General features: G+C 71.7%; 17 protein-coding genes. 12 read left to right on the forward strand and 5 right to left on the reverse strand.

Annotated elements, in window-relative coordinates; genetic code table 11:
- Positions 1-83: 83 nt before the first annotated feature.
- Entirely contained in the window at positions 84-2,627 is a 2,544-nt protein-coding gene (locus tag ABD932_RS26690; RefSeq protein WP_345016043.1) for a DEAD/DEAH box helicase, read from the reverse strand.
- Positions 2,628-3,111: 484 nt separating this feature from the next.
- Between ABD932_RS26690 and ABD932_RS26695 the strand changes: the two genes are divergently transcribed.
- Entirely contained in the window at positions 3,112-3,867 is a 756-nt protein-coding gene (locus ABD932_RS26695) for a ferritin-like fold-containing protein (protein ID WP_284059689.1), read from the forward strand.
- A 152-nt stretch (positions 3,868-4,019) separates the two neighbouring features.
- Here the strand turns inward: ABD932_RS26695 and ABD932_RS26700 are convergent, their stop codons facing one another.
- The 4 genes from ABD932_RS26700 to ABD932_RS26715 form a co-directional block, all read right to left on the reverse strand.
- Positions 4,020-4,289 (reverse strand): hypothetical protein, encoded by a 270-nt coding sequence (locus ABD932_RS26700; protein ID WP_345016045.1) that lies wholly within the window; start codon positions 4,287-4,289, stop codon positions 4,020-4,022.
- A 208-nt stretch (positions 4,290-4,497) separates the two neighbouring features.
- Positions 4,498-4,725, reverse strand: coding sequence for a DUF3107 domain-containing protein (locus ABD932_RS26705; RefSeq protein WP_062711803.1), 228 nt, complete (start codon positions 4,723-4,725; stop codon positions 4,498-4,500).
- A 166-nt stretch (positions 4,726-4,891) separates the two neighbouring features.
- Positions 4,892-5,533: a TetR/AcrR family transcriptional regulator gene (locus ABD932_RS26710; protein ID WP_126394903.1), complete on the reverse strand. Its 642-nt coding sequence runs from the start codon at positions 5,531-5,533 to the stop codon at positions 4,892-4,894.
- Between the two features lie 199 nt (positions 5,534-5,732).
- Positions 5,733-5,957, reverse strand: coding sequence for a hypothetical protein (locus ABD932_RS26715; RefSeq protein ID WP_345016046.1), 225 nt, complete (start codon positions 5,955-5,957; stop codon positions 5,733-5,735).
- A gap of 239 nt (positions 5,958-6,196) precedes the next feature.
- Between ABD932_RS26715 and ABD932_RS26720 the strand changes: the two genes are divergently transcribed.
- The 11 genes from ABD932_RS26720 to ABD932_RS26770 all read left to right on the forward strand — a co-directional run bounded on the left by ABD932_RS26720 (position 6,197) and on the right by ABD932_RS26770 (position 20,121).
- A complete protein-coding gene (locus ABD932_RS26720; protein ID WP_345016047.1) occupies positions 6,197-7,237 on the forward strand; it encodes an alpha/beta fold hydrolase in 1,041 nt (346 codons plus the stop codon).
- An 8-nt stretch (positions 7,238-7,245) separates the two neighbouring features.
- Entirely contained in the window at positions 7,246-9,000 is a 1,755-nt protein-coding gene (locus tag ABD932_RS26725) for a DUF3152 domain-containing protein (RefSeq protein WP_345016048.1), read from the forward strand.
- A 56-nt stretch (positions 9,001-9,056) separates the two neighbouring features.
- Positions 9,057-9,149, forward strand: a complete 93-nt coding sequence (locus ABD932_RS26730) for an Ms4533A family Cys-rich leader peptide (RefSeq protein WP_345016049.1) — start codon at positions 9,057-9,059, stop codon at positions 9,147-9,149.
- A gap of 194 nt (positions 9,150-9,343) precedes the next feature.
- The gene (locus ABD932_RS26735) at positions 9,344-11,062 is read left to right on the forward strand and encodes an ABC transporter substrate-binding protein (RefSeq protein WP_345016050.1); all 1,719 of its coding nucleotides are present in this window, start codon (positions 9,344-9,346) and stop codon (positions 11,060-11,062) included.
- Between the two features lie 4 nt (positions 11,063-11,066).
- Positions 11,067-12,053: an ABC transporter permease gene (locus tag ABD932_RS26740; protein ID WP_345016051.1), complete on the forward strand. Its 987-nt coding sequence runs from the start codon at positions 11,067-11,069 to the stop codon at positions 12,051-12,053.
- Positions 12,050-13,048: an ABC transporter permease gene (locus tag ABD932_RS26745; protein ID WP_345016052.1), complete on the forward strand. Its 999-nt coding sequence runs from the start codon at positions 12,050-12,052 to the stop codon at positions 13,046-13,048. Before ABD932_RS26740 ends, ABD932_RS26745 begins: the two co-directional genes overlap by 4 nt.
- Positions 13,045-14,646, forward strand: coding sequence for a dipeptide ABC transporter ATP-binding protein (locus ABD932_RS26750; protein WP_345016053.1), 1,602 nt, complete (start codon positions 13,045-13,047; stop codon positions 14,644-14,646). The genes ABD932_RS26745 and ABD932_RS26750 overlap by 4 nt, the downstream gene beginning before the upstream one ends.
- A gap of 212 nt (positions 14,647-14,858) precedes the next feature.
- Positions 14,859-16,577 carry a DUF3492 domain-containing protein gene (locus tag ABD932_RS26755; protein WP_345016054.1) on the forward strand — a complete coding sequence of 573 codons (1,719 nt, stop codon included), beginning with the start codon at positions 14,859-14,861 and terminating at the stop codon, positions 16,575-16,577.
- Between the two features lie 497 nt (positions 16,578-17,074).
- On the forward strand, positions 17,075-18,124 hold the full coding sequence (locus tag ABD932_RS26760; RefSeq protein ID WP_425587516.1) for a hypothetical protein: 1,050 nt from the start codon (positions 17,075-17,077) through the stop codon (positions 18,122-18,124).
- Positions 18,125-18,352: 228 nt separating this feature from the next.
- Positions 18,353-19,348 (forward strand): NAD-dependent epimerase/dehydratase family protein, encoded by a 996-nt coding sequence (locus tag ABD932_RS26765; RefSeq protein ID WP_345016056.1) that lies wholly within the window; start codon positions 18,353-18,355, stop codon positions 19,346-19,348.
- The gene (locus ABD932_RS26770; RefSeq protein WP_345016057.1) at positions 19,336-20,121 is read left to right on the forward strand and encodes a spherulation-specific family 4 protein; all 786 of its coding nucleotides are present in this window, start codon (positions 19,336-19,338) and stop codon (positions 20,119-20,121) included. Before ABD932_RS26765 ends, ABD932_RS26770 begins: the two co-directional genes overlap by 13 nt.
- Positions 20,122-20,178 lie beyond the last annotated feature (57 nt).

A 20,178-nucleotide genomic window follows, 5' to 3' on the forward strand; every position in this document is an offset into this window, starting at 1 on the left:
GGGCGCGTGGTGGGCCGCTGCCGGGCCGGGAACGCCGACGGCCCGGCCCCCACGCGATGGGGACCGGGCCGTCGTACGGGAGATCAGCTCTCCGCGGGCTCCGTGGCGGCCGTCGCCTTGCGGGTACGGCGCACCTTGGGCTTCACCTCGGCCGCGCCGTCGGCGGCCTCCACGGTCGCCGCCACCTTGCGGGTACGGCGGCGCGGGGCGGGGGCCTCCGTGGCCGTCGGCTCCTGGGTGGCCTGGGCCGGGATGCCGGCGGCTTCGACGGACGCCGCGGTCTTGCGGGTGCGGCGTGCCTTGGGCTTGGCCTCGGCGGCCTCGGCCGTGTCGACGGCGGCCTCGGCGGCGGCCGTCGCCTTGCGGGTGCGCCGGGGCTTGGCCTCGGCGGCCTCCGGCTCCTGGGCGGTCGCGGCTGCCTTGCGCGTACGGCGCGGCTTCGCCTCCGTGCCCTCGGCCGTGTCCACGACGGCTTCGGCAGGGGCCGCGGCCTTGCGCGTACGGCGCACCTTGGGCGCCGTCTCCACGGCCTCGGCCGTGTCCACGGCAGCCTCCGCGGCGGCGGTCGCCTTGCGCGTGCGGCGTGCCTTCGGCTTGGCCTCGGCGGCCTCCGGCTCCTGTGCCGTCTGGGCCGGGATGTCGGCGGCTTCGACGGACGCCGCGGTCTTGCGGGTGCGGCGTGCCTTGGGCTTGGCCTCGGCGGCCTCGGCCGTGTCGACGGCGGTCTCCGCGGCGGCGGTCGCCTTGCGGGTACGGCGGCGCGGCTTGGACTCCGGCGCCTCCGCGGTCTCCGGAGCCGGCTGTACGGCCTCCGTGGTGCCCTCGGCCGTGGCGACCGCGGCCTCCGCCGTCGTCGTCGCGGCCGTCGCCTTGCGCGTGCGGCGGCGCGGCTTGGTGGCGGGAGCCTCGTCGGACTCCGTGGCCTGCGGGGCCGTGGCAACCTCGGACGCCTGGACGGCCTCCGAGACCTGCACGGACTCCGAGACCTTCGGGGCCTGAGGCTCCGGCGTCGCCGTGGCCTCCGCCGAAGTCGCCGTCGGCTCAGCCGACTTGCGCGTCCTGCGGCGGCGCGGCTTGGCCGCGGTCTCCTCGGGGGCGTCGAGGGACGGGCCCTCGGCCGTCGTGACGGCTGCCTCCGCGGCGTCCTCGGACGTGGCCGTCACGGCCGGGGTCGGCTCCGACGCCCCGCCACGCGTACGGCGACGGCGGCGCGGGGTGCGAGGCGCGGTGACGGACTCGGCCGTCACGGTCTCGGCGGTCTCCTCCGGAGTACCGGAACCGGTGGCGGCAGGCGCCTGCGTCCCGTCCAGCACGGCTCCGCCGCGCGTACGACGGCGGCGACGCGGCGTACGCGCCGGGCGCTCGCGGTCCGAGGAGGACGAACGGGACTCGTCCCGGCCGCCCCGGCCACCGCGACCGCGCGCACCGCGACCGCCGGTCTCGCCGAGGTCCTCCAGCTCCTCCGCCGCCAGCCCGGCGCGCTTACGCTCCGCGCGGGGCAGGACGCCCTTGGTGCCGGCGGGGATGTTCAGTTCCTCGAAGAGGTGCGGGGACGTGGAGTACGTCTCCGGCGGGTCGTTGAAGTTGAGCTCCAGTGCCTTGTTGATCAGCTGCCAGCGCGGGATGTCGTCCCAGTCGACGAGGGTGATCGCGATGCCCTTGGCGCCCGCGCGGCCCGTACGGCCGATGCGGTGCAGGTACGTCTTCTCCTCTTCCGGAGACTGGTAGTTGATGACGTGCGTCACGCCCTCGACGTCGATGCCGCGCGCGGCGACGTCGGTGCAGACGAGGACGTCCACCTTGCCGTTGCGGAAGGCGCGCAGTGCCTGCTCGCGGGCGCCCTGGCCGAGGTCGCCGTGGACCGCGCCGGCGGCGAAGCCGCGCTGCTGGAGCTGGTCGGCGAGGTCTGCCGCGGTGCGCTTCGTCCGGCAGAAGACCATGGCCAGTCCTCGGCCGTCGGCCTGCAGTATGCGCGCGACCATCTCGGGCTTGTCCATGTTGTGCGCGCGGTAGACGAACTGCGCGGTGTTCGCGACCGTCGCGCCCTCGTCGTCCGGCGCGGTGGCGCGGATGTGGGTGGGCTGCGACATGTAGCGGCGGGCGAGGCCGATGACCGCGCCCGGCATGGTCGCCGAGAACAGCATGGTCTGGCGCCGGGCCGGCAGCATGTTGATGATCTTCTCGACGTCGGGCAGGAAGCCCAGGTCGAGCATCTCGTCGGCCTCGTCGAGGACGAGCGCCTTGACGTGCTTGAGGTTGAGCTTCTTCTGGCCCGCGAGGTCCAGCAGTCGGCCCGGGGTGCCGACGATGACGTCGACGCCCTTCTTGAGGGCCTCGACCTGGGGCTCGTAGGCGCGGCCGCCGTAGATGGCGAGGACGCGGACGTTGCGCACCTTGCCCGCGGTCAGCAGGTCGTTGGTGACCTGCGTGCACAGCTCGCGCGTGGGGACGACGACGAGCGCCTGCGGGGCGTCGGTGAGGTCCTCGGGCTTGGCGCGTCCGGCCTCGACGTCGGCGGGGACGGTGACGCGCTCCAGGAGCGGGAGGCCGAAGCCCAGCGTCTTGCCGGTGCCGGTCTTGGCCTGGCCGATGACGTCCGTGCCGGAGAGGGCGACGGGGAGGGTCATCTCCTGGATGGGGAAGGGGTTGACGATGCCGACGGCCTCAAGGGCCTCGGCGGTCTCGGGAAGGATTCCGAGCTCTCGGAAAGTCGTAGTCAGGGTGCTGCCTCTTCTGTGTGCGCGGTGCGAGGCGAGCGCGGGGGTCTTTGACGGACCGTGCCGGGGGACGTCGGCTGCCGTACGGTCGGGCCGTAAGGCACGGGACCACTGCCGACGCTCTAGCGCTCGTACCGCTGAGGGTGTCCCCCTCCGGGCTCCGTACGCAGAGTGCCGTACGGACGGGGAGGGCTGTCGGGTCGGAGCCGATCGGGCCACCGACCGGGCATCCTCATAACGTGCGGCCCGTCGAATACGTCAGAGTACTCAGCGGGCGCATTACCACCATACCCCGGAAACGCGCACATGCGATGGCCGAATTGGTCACGTTGTCGGCGTCACAGTGATTGACCAGGGACTTCCGTGACACGGTGAGCGGGCTATTGTGCGCTTCATGACGACGCCTGACAACACCCCTGACGCCTCTGACACCGCAGACTCCACCGTCGAACACACCGGGGTCGCCGCCCAGGACTGGGCGCAGGCCTCCGCCGATCCGCAGTACCGGGCCGCTGTCGTGGACCTGCTGGGCGCACTGGCCTACGGGGAGCTGGCGGCGTTCGAGCGGCTGGCGGAGGACGCCAAGCTGGCGCCGACGCTGGCGGACAAGGCGGAGCTGGCGAAGATGGCGTCGGCCGAGTTCCACCACTACGAGAAGCTGCGGGACCGGCTGACCGAGATCGGGGCCGAGCCGACGGAGGCCATGGAGCCGTTCGTCGCCGCGCTGGACGGGTTCCACAAGCAGACGGCGCCTTCGGACTGGCTGGAAGGGCTCGTCAAGGCGTACGTCGGCGACTCGATCGCCAGTGACTTCTACCGGGAGGTCGCGGCTCGGCTGGATTCGGACAGCCGGGGTCTGGTGCTGGCCGTGCTCGACGACACCGGGCACGCGTCGTTCGCCGTGGAGAAGGTGCGGGCCGCCATCGATGCCGATCCGCGGGTGGGCGGGCGGCTCGCGCTGTGGGCCCGGCGGCTCATGGGCGAGGCGCTGTCGCAGTCGCAGCGGGTGGTCGCGGACCGGGATGCGCTGTCCACGATGCTCGTGGGCGGGGTCGCGGACGGGTTCGATCTCGCGGAGGTCGGGAAGATGTTCTCGCGGATCACCGAGGCGCACACCAAGCGGATGGCTGCGCTGGGGCTCGCGGCGTAGCGCCGCCGCCCCGCTCTGGGGGCCTGCGGCCCCCAGACCCCCGCCTTCGGCCCTGAACGGGCCTCGTCCTCAAACGCCGGACGGGCTGAGAGATACGCGCCCGGCGATCAGAAGTGACCGTCAGGATTCCGGCGGCCGGTCGTTGTCGGGGTCTACGCGGTCGCCGAGTGACGGCTCAGTCTTCCCGCGGGGCGTACCAGCAGGGAGAGCGAGGCGGCGGAGACGACTGCCGCGCCGATGAGGATCACGAAGAGGTTGCCGAAGTCGAGCGCGGTGTGCGTGATGAAGGCGCCGAAAAGGCCACCGGCGACGCCCGTCGGCAGGACGAGGGAGCGGGCGGGCAGGCGGTGCGGCATGCGGTGGGCGACAGCCCAGGCCAGGGCCAGTCCGAGGATGGCGGAACTGAGCGCTTCCAAGAGCATGTTGGGGTCCCTCCCACATGGCCGGCCTGCTCGAAACGGTCGTAGCCCGTCATACCCCTGACCTGCGGAATGCAATCCTCCTCTGTGATCGACTTGTGCTCCATCTGTGGAGAAGCCTCATCGGGGGAGGAAACAGCGGAGAAACGGGAGGGGCCCGGCGACTCAAGGTCGCCGGGCCCCTGCCGTCTCGGCTGTCTGCCGGTGCCTGCTACAGCGCGCCGAAGCCCACCTTGCGCGGGGCCGGCTCACCGAGCTCCACGTATGCGAGACGGTCGGCCGGGACCAGGACCTTGCGGCCGTGTTCGTCCACGAGGGTCAGCAGCTGAGACTTTCCGGCCAGCGCCTCGGACACGGCCCGCTCGACCTCCTCGGCACTCTGACCGCTCTCCAGAACGATCTCGCGGGGCGCGTGCTGCACGCCGATCTTGACCTCCACGGCTATGTCCCTCCGACGGTCAGTGAAGTGCGCGACCTTCCGCGCCGTACCCAGCACACATTAGCCCGGTGAGGGGACGTACACCCTCCGCCCAAGAACGCCAGGAGCGAACAGCGGACGGGAACAAACGCCCCGCACACGCGCGTACGTCAGTGATGCCCGGCGCTCAGTGGTGCTCGATGCCGTGCAGCGGGAAGCCCGCGATGCCGCGCCAGGCCAGGGACGTCAGTAGCTGTACCGCCTGATCGCGTGGAACGCTGCGGTCGCTGTGCAGCCAGGAGCGGGCCACGACCTGGGCGAGACCGCCGAGGCCGGAGGCGAGCAGCATCGACTCCGCGCGCGAGAGGCCGGTGTCCTCGGCGATGACCTCGCAGATCGCCTCGGCGCATTCGTTCGTGACCTTGTCGACGCGCTCGCGCACGGCGGGCTCGTTCGTCAGGTCCGACTCGAAGACCAGGCGGAAGGCTCCGCCGTCGTCCTCGACGTACGCGAAGTACGCGTCCATCGTGGCCCGTACGCGCTGCTTGTTGTCGGTCGTCGACGCGAGCGCGTGCCGTACGGCCTGGATCAGGGACTCGCAGTGCTGGTCAAGCAGCGCGAGATAGAGGTCGAGCTTGCCCGGGAAGTGCTGGTAGAGCACCGGCTTGCTGACGCCGGCGCGCTCGGCGATGTCGTCCATCGCGGCAGCGTGGTAGCCCTGCGCGACGAATACCTCCTGGGCGGCGCCCAGGAGCTGGTTCCGTCGGGCACGGCGCGGCAGGCGAGTGCCCCGCGGGCGTGCCGCCTCTGTCTGCTCGATGGCTGTCACGCCGCCTCCCAAAGTCGTCCACATGCGGTGTGCGCCGCGCGGCCATCGTACTTTTCGGTAACCCCGGTGTGCGCGGTGCGAGCGCAGAATTTCACGGACCGGACGGTGACGAAAGTCGCACAGAATGTTTTAAACCGGTGTGAAACGGGCAGCAAACGCTCTCTTTCTTGTTCAACGGGCCCACAAGTGTGCCCAAATGTCACCGGTAGTCGTCCTCATCGATCGAGACCACGCGAGCCTGTTCGATCAGATCGGCCTCGCTGGCCCGGTCCTGGTTCGCGCCGGTCGGCCGGTCGTCGCGGTCGGGCCTGACGTCGGCTTGCTGTTCGGCCGCGTCGGCCGGGGGGGCCTCGACGTCGAACTCCTGGGCTTCCTCGGTCTCGTCGTCCGTGAACGTCTCGGGGTCGCTGGGATCGACGGCCATGGCGGGCTCCCTTCCTAGAACATCCCCGTGGGGCACAACGTCCCTGGGTGAAGCAGGGGTCCACATACGGGTGCCCTGCGTACGAGCCTAGGAGACACCGGTTCCGGACGCTATGCGATCCGCGGGGTATCTGTGGGCGATTCGGGCGGGTGCCGCATGACCGAATGTTTGCCATGTACGTGTCGACTTGTGACGGCGAACACATGAACCATGACGTGATCGTCTCGTAACATTGCCGCATGTCTTCGACCGAGCTGCCGTCCGTGCCGGCCGCCAATGTGCTGCCCAAGGTGGCGACCGTCAGGGTCGCGGAGGGGGAGCGCCTGCGATCGGTCGGGCTGCCGGGGATCACGCTGACGGTGCGTTCGAGACCACCCGCGCGCGAGGGGCTGCCGCCCGCGCTGTACGTCCATGGACTCGGCGGTTCCTCGCAGAACTGGTCGGCCCTGATGGAGCAGCTCGAGGGGCAGGTCGACTGCGAGGCCGTCGACCTGCCGGGCTTCGGCGACTCGCCGCCACCGGACGACGGCGACTACTCGATCACCGCGCACGCACGCGCGGTGATCCGCTATCTGGACGCCTCCGACCGCGGTCCCGTCCACCTCTTCGGCAACTCGCTCGGCGGCGCCGTCACGACACGGGTCGCCGCGGTGCGCCCCGACCTCGTCCGTACGCTCACCCTCGTGTCGCCCGCGCTGCCGGAGATCCGCGTCCAGCGCACCGCCGTGCCCACGGCGCTGCTCGCGGTGCCCGGCGTGACGGCGCTCTTCACCCGCCTCACCCGGCAGTGGACGGCGGAGCAGCGGGTCCGCGGCGTACTGCACCTCTGCTACGGCGACCCCGCGCGGGTGACGTCCGAGGGGTTCCGCAACGCGGTCGAGGAGATGGAACGGCGGATGCAACTGCCGTACTTCTGGGACGCGATGACACGGTCCGCGCGCGGGCTGGTCAACTCCTACACACTGGGCGGCCAGCACGCGCTGTGGCGCCAGGCCGAGAGGGTGCTCGCGCCGACGCTGCTCATCTACGGCGGCCGGGACCAGCTCGTCGGCTACCGCATGTGCCAGAAGGCGGCGCGGACCTTCCGTGACGCCCGTCTGGTGAGCCTGCCGGAGGCCGGGCACGTGGCGATGATGGAGTACCCGGAGGTGGTCGCCCGGGCGTTCCGTGAACTCCTCGCGCGGTCGGGGGAGCCGGAGGCCGACGGGCAGGTCGCCGGTGGGCGCGCGACTCGGAATCCGGGCGAGGACGACGCCGTCACCGAGAGCGCGGGGAGCTGAGGCGCGACGTGGGACGCCACAGCCGCCGCGGCTCCGCCGCGAAACGCGACAGCGCGGACAAAACTGCACGACAGGGCTCTCGGGGAGCACAGCCGGAGGCCGGCGCGGACCGGCGCGGGCCGTCCGCGCCGGGTACAGGCGCTGGCAGGGTCCCGGCTTCCCGGCCGGGTACGGCGCCGGGGGCGGGTCAGGGCGCCGCTTGGCCGCAGCCCGGTGCGCCGGGTGGTCCTGGTGGCTCCGGCGGTTTTGGCGGTCCTGGCGGTCCTGGTGGTCCAGGCGGTCGCCGGGTGCCGGGTCAGGCGCCGGGCCGGCAGGGGATGCCGACGGGTGGGGCGCCGCCGTACGGAGGGCGCGGCTTCCAGGACGGCACGCCTGGGCAGGGGATCCCGAGGCTTCCTGACGGCACGCCTGCGCATGGCGTTCCGAGGTTGCCCGATGGCACGCCCGTGCATGGCATACCGCGGTTTCCTGACGGCACGCCTGCGCATGGCATACCGCAGTTTCGTGACGGTACGCCCGCGCATGGCATATCGAGGTTCCCCGACGGCACCCCCGCCCACGGCGTCCCCCGCCTCCAGGACGGGACTCCCGCCCACGGCACCCCCCTGATCCGCGGTGGCCACCCGGAGCAGCGTGAACCCGGTGGTGGCTGGGGTGAGTTGGGCGGACGGGCCGGGGTTGCCCAGGGCGGTCCCGCGCCGGCCGGTGCTCCGCCCGCGACCGGCGTTCCCCTGCCGAGGCCGCGGCGGGCCCCGGCGTCCGACGGGCCCCGGCAGGACTACCTCGACGCCTTCGGCGAGGACGCCGACCTCTTCGCGCCCCGTACGTCCGACTCCGCGCACGCCGCCGACCCGTACGGCTCCGTCACCGACTGGGACACCGGGACCGGCGTAGGCGTTCCGAACGACACCGACCACGACGACGCCCCGCCGACCGGCGAGCCCGTGCCGGCGAAGGGTGCCAAGGGCCGGGCCTTCACCGGCATCGCGGCCGCCGCCGTCGTCACCGTGCTGGCCGTCGTGGTCGCCGGGCAGGTCGCGCAGGGGCGGGACGACAGCGACGTACAGTCGCAGTCCGCCACGGATCAGGCGCGGGACGCCCGAGACGCGCCCTCGCGCGGGGACGGGCGGCCGACGCCGTCCGGTTCGCCGAGCGCGACGCCGCTGACGTACGAGCAGGCGATGGGCCAGAAGTACGAGCTCAACGCGACGCTCAAGGGCTCGGGGAAGTTCGACGCGGTCCCGGGGATCGCCAAGGCGCCCGGCACGGGAGACAAGTCCACCTATCGCGTGGACGTGGAACAGGGGCTCGGACTCGACGCCGAACTCTTCGCCGAGGCCGTGCAGAAGACCCTCAACGACGACCGGAGCTGGGCCCACAACGGCGCCCGCACGTTCGAGCGCATCTACTCCGGCGAGCCCGACTTCGTGATCACACTGGCCAGCCCGGGCACGACGGCCGACTGGTGCGCCAAGTCCGGACTCGACACCACCGAGGACAACGTGTCGTGCAACTCGGCCGCCACCGAGCGCGTGATGATCAACGCGTACAGGTGGGCGCAGGGGTCGGAGACATACGGTGATCGGATACACGCGTACCGGCAGATGCTGATCAACCACGAGGTCGGCCACCGGCTCGGCTTCCCCCATGTCACCTGCGACAAGGACGGCGATCTCGCACCGGTCATGCAGCAGCAGACCAAGTTCCTCGACCACAACGGGATCCACTGCCGGGCCAACCCCTGGGCTTACCCCGGGAGTTGACGGGTGACTCACACGTCACATTGACATGTGCAGCTTGTTCGTACATATTTCTGCACATGTCGACCCGTCACACCTCCGCTCGCGCCGCCATCGAGCTGGCGCTCATCGGTGTGACCGCTCTGTGCGTGGCCGACATTCACTGTCGCTGACGCTCGCCCCCTGGCGTTCGCGTCGCGACCTTCTTTCTTGCCACTCCTGTGAGTCGCCGACGGGCCTCTGATCCCGCGGCTCGTTCAGGGGTTTCGACGACCTGACGCCGGGGCGGACGTCTGCCCTTTTCTGTCTCACTCCTCGTCAATCCGTCTCGCCATTCGAGACTCATCATTCCGAGAGGTCGTCTCCGATGCGTCAACCGTCCGTCATAGCGCGCCGCCTGGCCGCGGCAACCGTCAGCCTGGTCGTGGCAGCGGGCGCCGTCGCCTGCGGGCCTGAGGACAACGATGCCAAGGGCGCCGGTGGCGACTCCACGCCCCACAAGGGCGGCACGCTCACGGTCCTGAACCGCAATCCGCAGCAGGATTTCGACCCCGCCCGCCTGTACACCTCGGGCGGTGGAAACGTTCCGTCCCTCGTGTTCCGCACCCTCACCACCCGCAACCGCGAGAACGGTGAGGCCGGCGCCGAGGTCGTCCCCGACCTCGCCACCGACACCGGGCGCCCCAACAAGGACGCCACCGTGTGGACGTACACCCTCAAGGAGGGTCTCAAGTACGAGGACGGCACCAAGATCACCTCGGCCGACATCAAGTACGGCATCGAGCGCAGCTTCGCGCCCGAACTGTCCGGTGGCGCCCCGTACTTGAGGGACTGGCTGGTCGGTGCGGCCGACTACCAGGGGCCGTACAAGGACAAGAAGGGCCTGTCGGCGATCGAGACGCCGGACGAGCGGACGATCGTCTTCCATCTCGACAAGCCCGAGGGCGAGTTCCCGTATCTCGCCACGCAGACGCAGTTCACGCCGGTGCCGAAGGACAAGGACACCGGCACGAAGTACGAGGAGCACCCGGTCTCGTCGGGGCCGTACAAGGTCGTCAAGAACGAGAACGATGGTGAGCATCTCGTCCTGGAGCGCAACACGCACTGGTCGGCCTCGACGGACGCCGAGCGCAAGGCGTACCCCGACAGGATCGACGTACGGTCCGGGCTCGACTCGTCCGTGATCAACCAGCGGCTGTCCTCGTCCCAGGGCGCGGACGCGGCCGCGGTCACCACGGACACCAACCTCGGGCCGGCCGAGCTGGCGAAGGTGACCGGTGACAAGGAGCTGGCCGCTCGCGTCGGTACCGGGCACTTCGGCTACACCAACTACATCGCGTTCAACCCGACGATCAAGCCGTTCGACGACGCCAAGGTGCGGCAGGCGATCTCCTACGCCATCGACCGGTCGTCCGTGGTCAACGCCGCGGGTGGCTCCGCGCTGGCCGAGCCCGCCACCACCTTCCTGCCGGACCAGAAGTCCTTCGGCTACACGCCGTACGACCACTTCCCGGCGGGCAAGGCCGGTGACCCGGCCAAGGCCAAGGAGCTGCTGAAGGAGGCCGGTTACGCGGACGGGCTGACCGTCACCCTGACCCACTCCAACGCCAAGGACTTCGAGACCAGCCCGGAGATCGCGACGGCGATCCAGGACGCGCTGAAGAAGGCCGGCATCACGGTCAAGCTGCAGGGCCTGGAGGAGAACGACTACTCCGACAAGATCCACAACGTGAAGACGGAGCCCGGCTTCTTCCTCGCCCACTGGGGTGCCGACTGGCCCTCCGGCGGTCCCTTCCTCGCCCCGATCTTCGACGGCCGGCAGATCGTCAAGGAGGGCGCGAACTTCAACACGGGCCTGCTGAACGACAAGTCGGTCAACGACGAGATCGACGCGATCAACAAGTTGACCGACCTTGACGCCGCCGCCGCGCGGTGGGGTGCGCTGGACAAGAAGATCGGCGAGCAGGCGCTGACCGTGCCGCTGTTCCACCCGGTCTACAAGCGGCTGGTCGGCAAGGACATCAAGAACGTCGTGATCAGTGACTGGACCGGCGTACTGGACATCTCCCAGGCCGCGGTGAAGTAGCGCCGTGAGTGAGGCAGTTCTCGCCGTCGAGGCTCCCGGGGTGTCCGCCCCGGGGGCTTCGGGGGCTCGTCAGTTCTGGCGGCGGCTGCGCACGCAGCGTGCCGCCCTCGTCGCGGCGGTCGTCGTCGCGCTGCTCGTCCTGGTCGCGCTCGGCGCGCCGCTGCTCACCGCGATCGAGGGCCAGGACCCGACCACGTACCACCCGTCCCTGGTGGACTCCGCGCGCGGGGGCGTATCCATCGGGTCGTTCGGCGGGGTGAGCGCCGACCACTGGCTCGGCGTCGAACCGCAGACCGGGCGGGACCTGTTCGCGCGGCTGGTGTACGGCGCCAGGGTCTCCCTGGGGGTCGCGCTCGCGGCGACCGTCGTCCAGGTCGTCATCGGTGTCGTCGTGGGCGTCGCGGCCGCGCTCGGGAACCGATGGGTTGATCAACTGTTGAGCCGGTTCACCGACATCATCGTGGCGATGCCGTTGATGATCATGTCGTTGGCGCTGCTCGCGATCGTGCCGGCGAGCTTCCCGCGGCCCGTGCTGGTCGCCCTCGTGATCGGTCTGATCGGGTGGGGCAGCATCGCGAAGATCGTGCGCGCCCAGACGCTCAGCCTGAAGCGGCTGGACTACGTCTCCGCCGCCCGGCTCAGCGGCTGGGGCCCATGGCGGATCGCCCGCCGTGAACTGCTGCCCGGTGTCGCCGCACCGGTCATCACGTACGCGGCGCTGCTCGTCCCGGTCAACATCACCGTCGAGGCCGCCCTGTCCTTCCTCGGCGTCGGCGTGAAGCCGCCGACGCCGTCCTGGGGACAGATGCTGACCGCGGCCGACGTCTGGTACCAGGCAGCCCCGCAGTACCTGCTGCTGCCCGCCGGAGCGCTCTTCGTGACCGTCCTCGCGCTGACCGTCCTCGGCGACGGCGTGCGCACCGCGCTCGACCCGCGTGCGGCCTCGCGGCTGCGCGTCGGCACGGGCCGCAAGAGGGAGGCCAAGGCATGAACGGCTTCGGAGGGTTCGCCCTGCGCCGCCTCGTCGGCGCCGTGGTCACCCTGTTCGCCATCTCGGTGATCGTCTACGTCGTCTTCTACGTCACCCCCGGCAACGTCGCCCAGATCACCTGCGGCCCGCGCTGCTCGCCCGCCCAGGTGCAGCAGGTCGCGGAGCAACTGCACCTCCACGACCCGCTGTACGTGCGCTACTGGCACTTCCTGGAGGGCCTCGTCGCCGGCCAGGACTACTCGACCGGCACCGCGGTGCAGCACTGCTCCGCGCCCTGCCTGGGGCTGTCGTACCAGAGCGACCAGCAGGTCACCCAGCTGATCCTGGCGAAGCTGCCGGTCAGCCTGTCGCTCGTGTTCGGTGCGATGGTGCTGTGGCTGGTGCTCGGTGTCGGCACCGGCGTCCTGTCCGCGTGGCGGCGGGGGCGCCTCACCGAGCGGCTGCTGACCGGCATCACGCTCGCGGGCGTGGCCACGCCGGTCTTCGTCATCGGCCTGGTCCTGATGATCGTCGTCTGCGGACAGCTGCAACTGCTGCCGTTCCCGCAGTACGTCGCCTTCACCGACGACCCGGAACAGTGGGCGTGGAACCTGCTGCTGCCCTGGCTCTCGCTCGCCCTGATCGAGGCCGCCGCGTTCGCCCGACTGACCCGGGCGGCGATGCTGGAGACGCTGGCCGAGGACCACATCCGGACCTTCCGTGCGTACGGCGTGAGCGAGCGGTCGGTCATCGGGCGGCACGCGCTGCGCGGGGCGTTCGCGCCGGTCATCGCGCTCAACGCCAACAACTTCGGCAGCGCGGTAGGGGGCGCGGTGCTCACCGAGACCCTCTTCGGCCTGCCCGGCATCGGCCGGGAGCTGGTCCACGCGGTCAATGTGGTCGACCTTCCGGTCGTGGTCGGCATGGTCCTGGTCATCGGTTTCTTCGTGGTCGTCGCCAACGTCGTCGCAGACGTCCTGTACACGGTGGCCGACCGACGGGTGGTGCTCACATGAGCCTGGTGAACGTCACGGACCTGACGGTCGAGTTCGGGTCCCTGCGCGCGGTCGACGGCCTCTCCTTCCGGCTGGAACAGGGCGCCGCCCTCGCCCTCGTCGGCGAGTCCGGCTCCGGCAAGTCCACCGTCGCCTCCGCTCTGCTGGGGCTGCACCGGGGCACGGGCGCGCGGGTCGGAGGTGCCGTCGAGGTCGCCGGGGTCGACGTGCGGGAGGCGTCGGACGAGGGACTGCGACGGCTGCGCGGCGGAAAGGCCGCAATGGTCTTCCAGGACCCGCTGTCCTCCCTCGACCCGTACTACGCGATCGGCGACCAGATCGCCGAGGTGCATCGCGCGCACACGCGCGTGTCGCGGCGAGCGGCACGCGCGCGTGCGGTGGAGGTGCTGGACCGGGTCGGCATTCCGGACGCGGTACGGCGATCCCGGTCCCGCCCGCACGAGTTCAGCGGCGGCATGCGGCAGCGCGCGCTCATCGCGATGGCGCTGGCCTGCGGACCCGATCTGCTGATCGCGGACGAGCCGACGACCGCGCTCGACGTGACCGTCCAGGCCCAGATCCTCGACCTCCTGCACACCCTCCGCGAGGAGACCGGCATGGGGCTCCTCCTCGTCACGCACGACGTAGGGGTCGCCGCCGAGAGCGTCGACGAGGTGCTCGTCATGCGGCACGGGCGCGCGGTCGAGCACGGGCCGGTCGCCGATGTACTGGGGGCGCCCGAGCAGCCGTACACCCGCGAACTGCTCGGCGCGGTCCCGCGGGTGGAGGTGCCGCGCGCCGTTTCCGGGACGGGGGAGGCGCCTTCCGAGGTCGTCCTGGAGGCGACGGGCCTGCGGCGGGAGTTCGGGCGGGGGAAGCGGGTGTTCGCGGCGGTGGACGACGTGTCGCTCACGATCCACCGCGGCGAGACCCTCGGGATCGTGGGGGAGAGCGGCAGCGGCAAGACGACGCTCGGTCGCATGCTGGTCGGCCTCCTGGAGCCGACGGCGGGGGAGGCCCGTCACGACGGGCACGCGCGCGTGGGCGTGAATCCCGCGGTGCAGATGGTCTTCCAGGACCCCGTCTCCTCCCTCAACCCCCGCCGCAGCGTGGGCGAGTCGATCGCCGACCCGCTCCGCGCGCGTGGTGAACGCGACGAGGAGCACATCCGGGAGCGCGTGCGGGAACTGCTGGAGCGCGTGGGGCTCGAAGCGGCGCACTACGACCGCTACCCGCACGAGTTCAGCGGAGGCCAGCGCCAGCGCGTGGGCATCGCGCGGGCGCTCGCGGCCGACCCTCGCCTCATCGTCTGCGACGAGCCGGTCTCCGCGCTCGACGTCACCACGCAGGCCCAGGTGGTGGCCCTGCTCGGCGAGTTGCAGCGGGAACTCGGACTCGCGCTCGTCTTCGTCGCGCACGACCTCGCCGTCGTACGGCAGGTCAGCGACCGGGTCGCGGTGATGCGGCGCGGGCGGATCGTCGAGGAGGGGCCCGCCGACGAGGTGTACGACAACCCGCAGGACCCGTACACCAAGCAGCTCTTGGCCGCCGCACCGGCACTCGACCCACGGATCGCGGTCCAGCGGCGGGCCGCGCGACGGGAGTTGACGGTGGTGTGACCGTCCGAGCCGTTCAGGTGTGACGATCCGTGCGCGTTTGATCTCCTAGCGCGACGAAACGCGACCCGCACGGGAAAGTTACGACCGTTCACCCCTTTTGGTGGCGCGATGGACAACCGTCCGTCGCGCCACCGCGTTGTCCGCATACCTTCGTCCCGCTGTGAGCCGCCGGGGGAACGGCGGCTCCCCTTATGGGAGATCGGGGTGTGCTCGTGCGCATCGGACTGATTGCGGAGGGTGGCTATCCGTATGTGAGCGGTGACGCCAGGCTCTGGTGCGACCGGCTCGTGCGCGGGCTCGGACAGCACGAGTTCGACATCTACGCGCTCAGCCGCAGCGAGCGCCAGGAGGCCGAGGGCTGGGTCCCGCTTCCACCGCAGGTCAGCAGGGTGCGTACGGCGCCTTTGTGGATGGCCGAGGACGACGGGGTGGTATACGGGCGGCGTGCGCGCCGGCGGTTCGCCGAGTCCTACGGCGAGTTGGTGGCCGTGCTCTGCGCGGGTGGTGCCATGGAAGGTCCCGGGGTTCCCGAGGGCGCGTCGGCCACTGAGGCGGACCGTTTCGGCAACGCGCTGTACGGGCTCGCCGAACTCGCCCGCGACGAGGGCGGACTGGTGGGAGCGCTCCGCTCCGAAGCCGCCGTGCGCGCCCTGGAGCGCGCCTGTCGAGCTCCCGGCGCGCAGAGTGCGGCGCGCGAGGCGCGCGTGCCCGATCTCCTCGCCGTCGCCGCGTACCTGGAACGCGCCCTGCGCCCCCTCTCGCTCGACTGGTACGAGGACGACGGCCTGGGCTCGGTCGATCTGTGCCACGCCGCGTCCGGTGGCACCGCGGCCCTGCCCGGCCTGCTCGCCCACCACTTCTGCGACGTACCGCTGCTGCTGACCGAGTACGGCGTCCGGCTGCGCACGCACTACCTGGCCGCCACCGAGTCCCCGCCCGCCGTCCGCGCCCTGCTCGCCGCCTTCCACGGCAGGCTCGCTGCCGAGACCTACGCCCGGGCCACCCTCATCACTCCCGGCAACTCCCACGCCCGCCGCTGGCAGGAGCGCTGCGGCGCCGACCGCGAGAAGCTCCGCACGGTCTACCCCGGCATGGACTCCGCCCGCTTCGCGGAGGTCGGCGAGGGCCCGGAGTGCGCGGACCCGGACACGCTCGTCTGGGTCGGCCGGGTCGAACCCGCCAAGGACCTGGTGTCGCTGCTGCACGCCTTCGCGGAGGTCCGCAAGGAGGAGCCGAAGACCCGCCTGCGCATCGTCGGCACCCCGGCCGGCCCCTCGGGTCCCGAGGGCGCCGCCTACCTCGGCCACTGCAAGGCGCTGGCCGCGCAGCTCTTCCCCGACGAGGCGGAGGGCCCGCACACGGCCGGCGACAACCCCGTCTCGTTCGAGGAGATCGGCGGCCCGGAGGTCCCCACCCTTGCCGATGCCTACGCCTCGGGCGCCGTCACCGTCCTGTCCAGCGTCGTCGAGGGCTTCCCGATCGGCCTCGTCGAGGCCATGCTCTGCGGTCGGGTGACGGTCTCCACGGACGTCGGCGCGGTGGTGGAGGTCATCGGCGGCACCGGTCTCGTCGTACCGCCGCGCAACCCGCGAGCGCTCGCGGAGGCCTGCGTGGCGCTGTTGCGGGACCCGGAGCGCCGTGAGCGCCTGGGCGCGGCGGCACGCGCGCGTGCGCTCGAACTGTTCACCGTCGAGCAGAACGTCGCGGCATTTCACGGCATTTACCTGGAGATCGTCTCGCGCACACCGGTCCGCCGAGTCGTCCTCGACGAGGCCGGAGAACCCCTGCCCTTCGCCGTCCCCGCCGAGGCCCACCTCCCCGGCCGCTGGACCGAGCGCACCGCCCGCCTGGTGGCCCGCGGCGGCCCGTCCCGTCCGACGGCAGCCCCCGTACGCGCCACCGCGCTGCCCGCGCCGGAGGGAGCACGATGAGCGGCCTCGGAGGACTGGACCGCGCAGGGGCCCCGACCAGCCCCGGAGCATGGGACGAACGGTCGGGCGAGTGGCTCGCGGCACAGCCGCACACACGCGAGCACGGAGCCGGTGGGTCCGCTGGCGCCGCCGGAGTCGAGGAGTCCTTCGCTGCGGCCAAGGAGTCGGCCGCCGGAGCCGACAGGTTTTTCGGCACTGCGGAGGAGCGATCTGCCGCCGGAGCTGGCGGGTCTTTCAGTGCTGCCGAGGCTCAATCTGCCGCTGGAGTCGGCGGGTCTTTGAGTGCTGCCGGGGCTCAATCTGCCGCTGAAGTCGGCAGGTCTTTCAGTGCTGGCGAGGCTCAATCCGTCGCCGGAGCCGACGGGTCATTCAGCACCGCCGAAGAGCCGACCGCCGCCGGAGCCGGCAAGACCTCCACCACAGCCAAGGAGCCAACCGCCGCCGGTTCTCGACCGGCCTCCGCTCGCCGTACCGGCGGCGACCCCGTGAAGGCGCTGATGCACCGCCACCGCGACCTGTGCGAACGCGCGGTGGACCCCCTGGAGATCGCCGCCGGCCTGGAAGCCCACGGCGTCACCGATCGCACCGCCGCACGCTTCCTGCACCGGGACGTCTTCTCCCTGGCGGAGGAGATGTACGCCCGTGTGCCCCGAGACGCGGAGACCCCGGCCGGCGCCCCGCCCCTGACCACTCCTCGCGCCCGCGCAGACTGGCTTCTCCTCACCCTCCTCCCCGGAGCCGTCTGCGCGGCGGCCGTGACCGCCCTGCACCTCACGCACGGCCAGTCCCGCCTGATCGCGGCCGCGGTAGGAGCACTCGCCGTGGCCCTCGCCCTGCGCGCGGCCCTGGCCCGAGGCCCGCTCGCCGCGACGGAACGCACGAACCCGACCGCCACCCGCACCTCCTGGCTCATCGCCTACGCCCTCCTCGGCGACGGACTCCTCCGTGCGGCCGCCACCGGAGGCCCCGACACCCTCCCCACCGGTACCGCCGACGGTCCCTGGCCCTTCACCACCGCCCCCGTCCTGGCCCTCGCCCTCTCCTGCGCCCCGGCAGCCTGGTGCGCCCACCTTCTCGCCGTACGGGCCCGCCGCAAACTGTCGGCCAGCCGAGGCCTGCACGAGTTCGCCACCTCCGTAAAGCCCTTGCTCCTGGGCACTTTCGCCCTCCACCTCGGCGCCCTGACGGCCCTGCTGACCCTGACCACCACCGCCCTGGACGAGCCGGCCGCCTACCCCCAGACCCTCACCCTGGGCGCCCTCCTGCTCCTCGCACGCCTCCTCACCACCCACGGCTTCACGCACGCCCCCGCACTCGTCCTCACGGCCACCGCCTCGGCCGAGGCAACGGCCGTGGCCACCCTCTTCGCAGCCCGCCTCCCCGGCTGCGCCTGGCTGGCAACCCCCGTACAGGCCCTGATCGACACCTGGGGCCCGGCAGCCATCCCCACCATCGCCTGCGGCGCGGGCGCGTTGACCCTGCTGCTCCACGCCACCCGCACCCTCACGAGGGCGTCGGCACACGCGACGCAGGACCAGCCGTGGTGACGCGACAGCAAGCGCCACCGGGCCGCGACCCCCTACGTGCCGTCAGGCGCCGCGCGCACCTGCGTTCGGCGGCACGGGCCGCCACCGCAGGCATACGCGCCCGCACACCCGCTGAAGCCGTCTTCCTGAGCCCTTTTTTCCTGAAGTTCCTCTCCCTGAAGCCTTTGAAGGAGACCCCCAAATGATCACCTCCCGACCCGACCACCCCTCGGCAACGGGAGCCGCGCGATGAGAGTCCTGCTGATCGGAGCCAACGGCTACCTCGGCCGCTTCGTGGCCGACCGTCTCCTCGCCGACCCCGCCGTCCAACTCACCGCGCTGGGCCGCGGCGACGACGCCGATGTCCGCTTCGACCTCGCGTCGGGCAGCCCAGGCGCCCTCACCCGCTTCCTCGACGCGGTTCACCCCGGTGTCGTCATCAACTGCGCCGGCGCCACCCGAGGCGGCGCCCGTGAACTCACCCGCCACAACACCGTCGCCGTCGCCACCGTCTGCGAGGCACTGCGCCGCAGCGGCTGCGGTGCCCGTCTCGTCCAGATCGGCTGCGGCGCCGAGTACGGCCCGAGCCAGCCAGGCTCATCCACGGCCGAGGATGCCGTCCCCCGCCCCGGCGGCCCGTACGGCGTCAGCAAACTCGCCGCCACCGAACTGGTCCTGGGCTCCGGCCTCGACGCCGTGGTCCTGAGGGTGTTCTCGCCCGCGGGCCCCGGCACTCCCGCCGGCTCCCCTCTCGGGCGCCTGGCCGAGGCCATGCGCCGCGCCATGCAGTCCGGAGACGGCGAGCTCAAACTCACCGGCCTCGGCGCCCAGCGCGACTTCATCGACGTCCGCGACGTGGCCCGTGCCGTCCACGCCGCCTCGCTCTCCGCGGCGCAGGGCGTCATCAACATCGGATCCGGCCGCGCCGTCCGCCTCCGTGACGCCGCCGCTGTCCTCGCCCGCGTGGCCGGATACGGCGGCGCCCTCCACGAACTCGACGGCCCGCCCGGCCCGTTGCGGCCCACCATCGGCCACCCCCGCGCCGACTCGGACCACATGTCCCATGGGGGGCACGCGGCCCATCCGGGACACGCGAGCCCGGCCGCGTACCCGTACCCGGACGGCTGCGGCAGCTGGCAGCAGGCCGACGTGCGAACCGCGCGCGACCGGCTCGGCTGGCGCCCCCGCATCAACCTCGAAGAGTCCCTGGGTGACATCTGGATGGAGGCGGCATGCCGTATCTGACCGGCACCACACCGACCCCACCGACCACATCGAGCACAGACCTCCGCACCGGCCTCGGTATCCCCGGCTACGCACACCCCCTTCTCGCCCCCACCGAGTGGGGCGAACTCACCCGTCCCGGCACCCCGGTGCACTGGGTCGCCCTGAACGTCGCCGACGGCCCCGGCGCCCGCCCCGATCCGCACTGCCTGCAGGCCGTGGAACGGCTCCGCGCCGCGGGCGTCCGCGTGCTCGGCCATCTCGGCACGGCCCGCCTCGGCACGGCGCATATCGGCACGGCCTCCGGCGCGCGTGCCTTCGGGGAGGTGATCTCCGAGGCACACCGGTACCTCGACTGGTACCGGGTCGACGGCTTCCTCCTGGACCGTTGCCCGACCGACGGCGCCGCGCTGCCCGAGATCCGCCGCGCGGCCACCTCGCTCCGCGCACTGCGTGACAAGGCCCACATCGTCCTCGGCCATGGCACCCACCCGCACCCCGGCTACGCCGAGTGCGCCGACCAGCTGGTCACTTTCCAGGGTTCGTGGAGCGACTACCGCTGGTCGCAGGTGGCGGAGTGGACGGCCGACTACCCACCCGACCGCTTCTGCCACTTCGTGCACGGTGTGCCCCTCGGCCACCTCGACGAAGCACTGCGCATCGCCCGCTGGCAGGGCGCCGCGACCCTCTGGTTCACCGACCGCACGGACCGCGGCTGCACCGACCCCTGGGAGACCATGCCCGGCTACTGGGACGAAATCGTCTCGCGGATCGGAACAGGTGTCTCGGAATGAAAAAGCCCATGGCAGTGTTACGGGGAGAACAATTGTAGTGATCGACCGACCAACGGA

Origin of the sequence: Streptomyces shaanxiensis (assembly GCF_039537145.1) — a bacterium.
In the GTDB taxonomy this organism is placed as follows: Bacteria; Actinomycetota; Actinomycetes; order Streptomycetales; family Streptomycetaceae; genus Streptomyces; species Streptomyces shaanxiensis.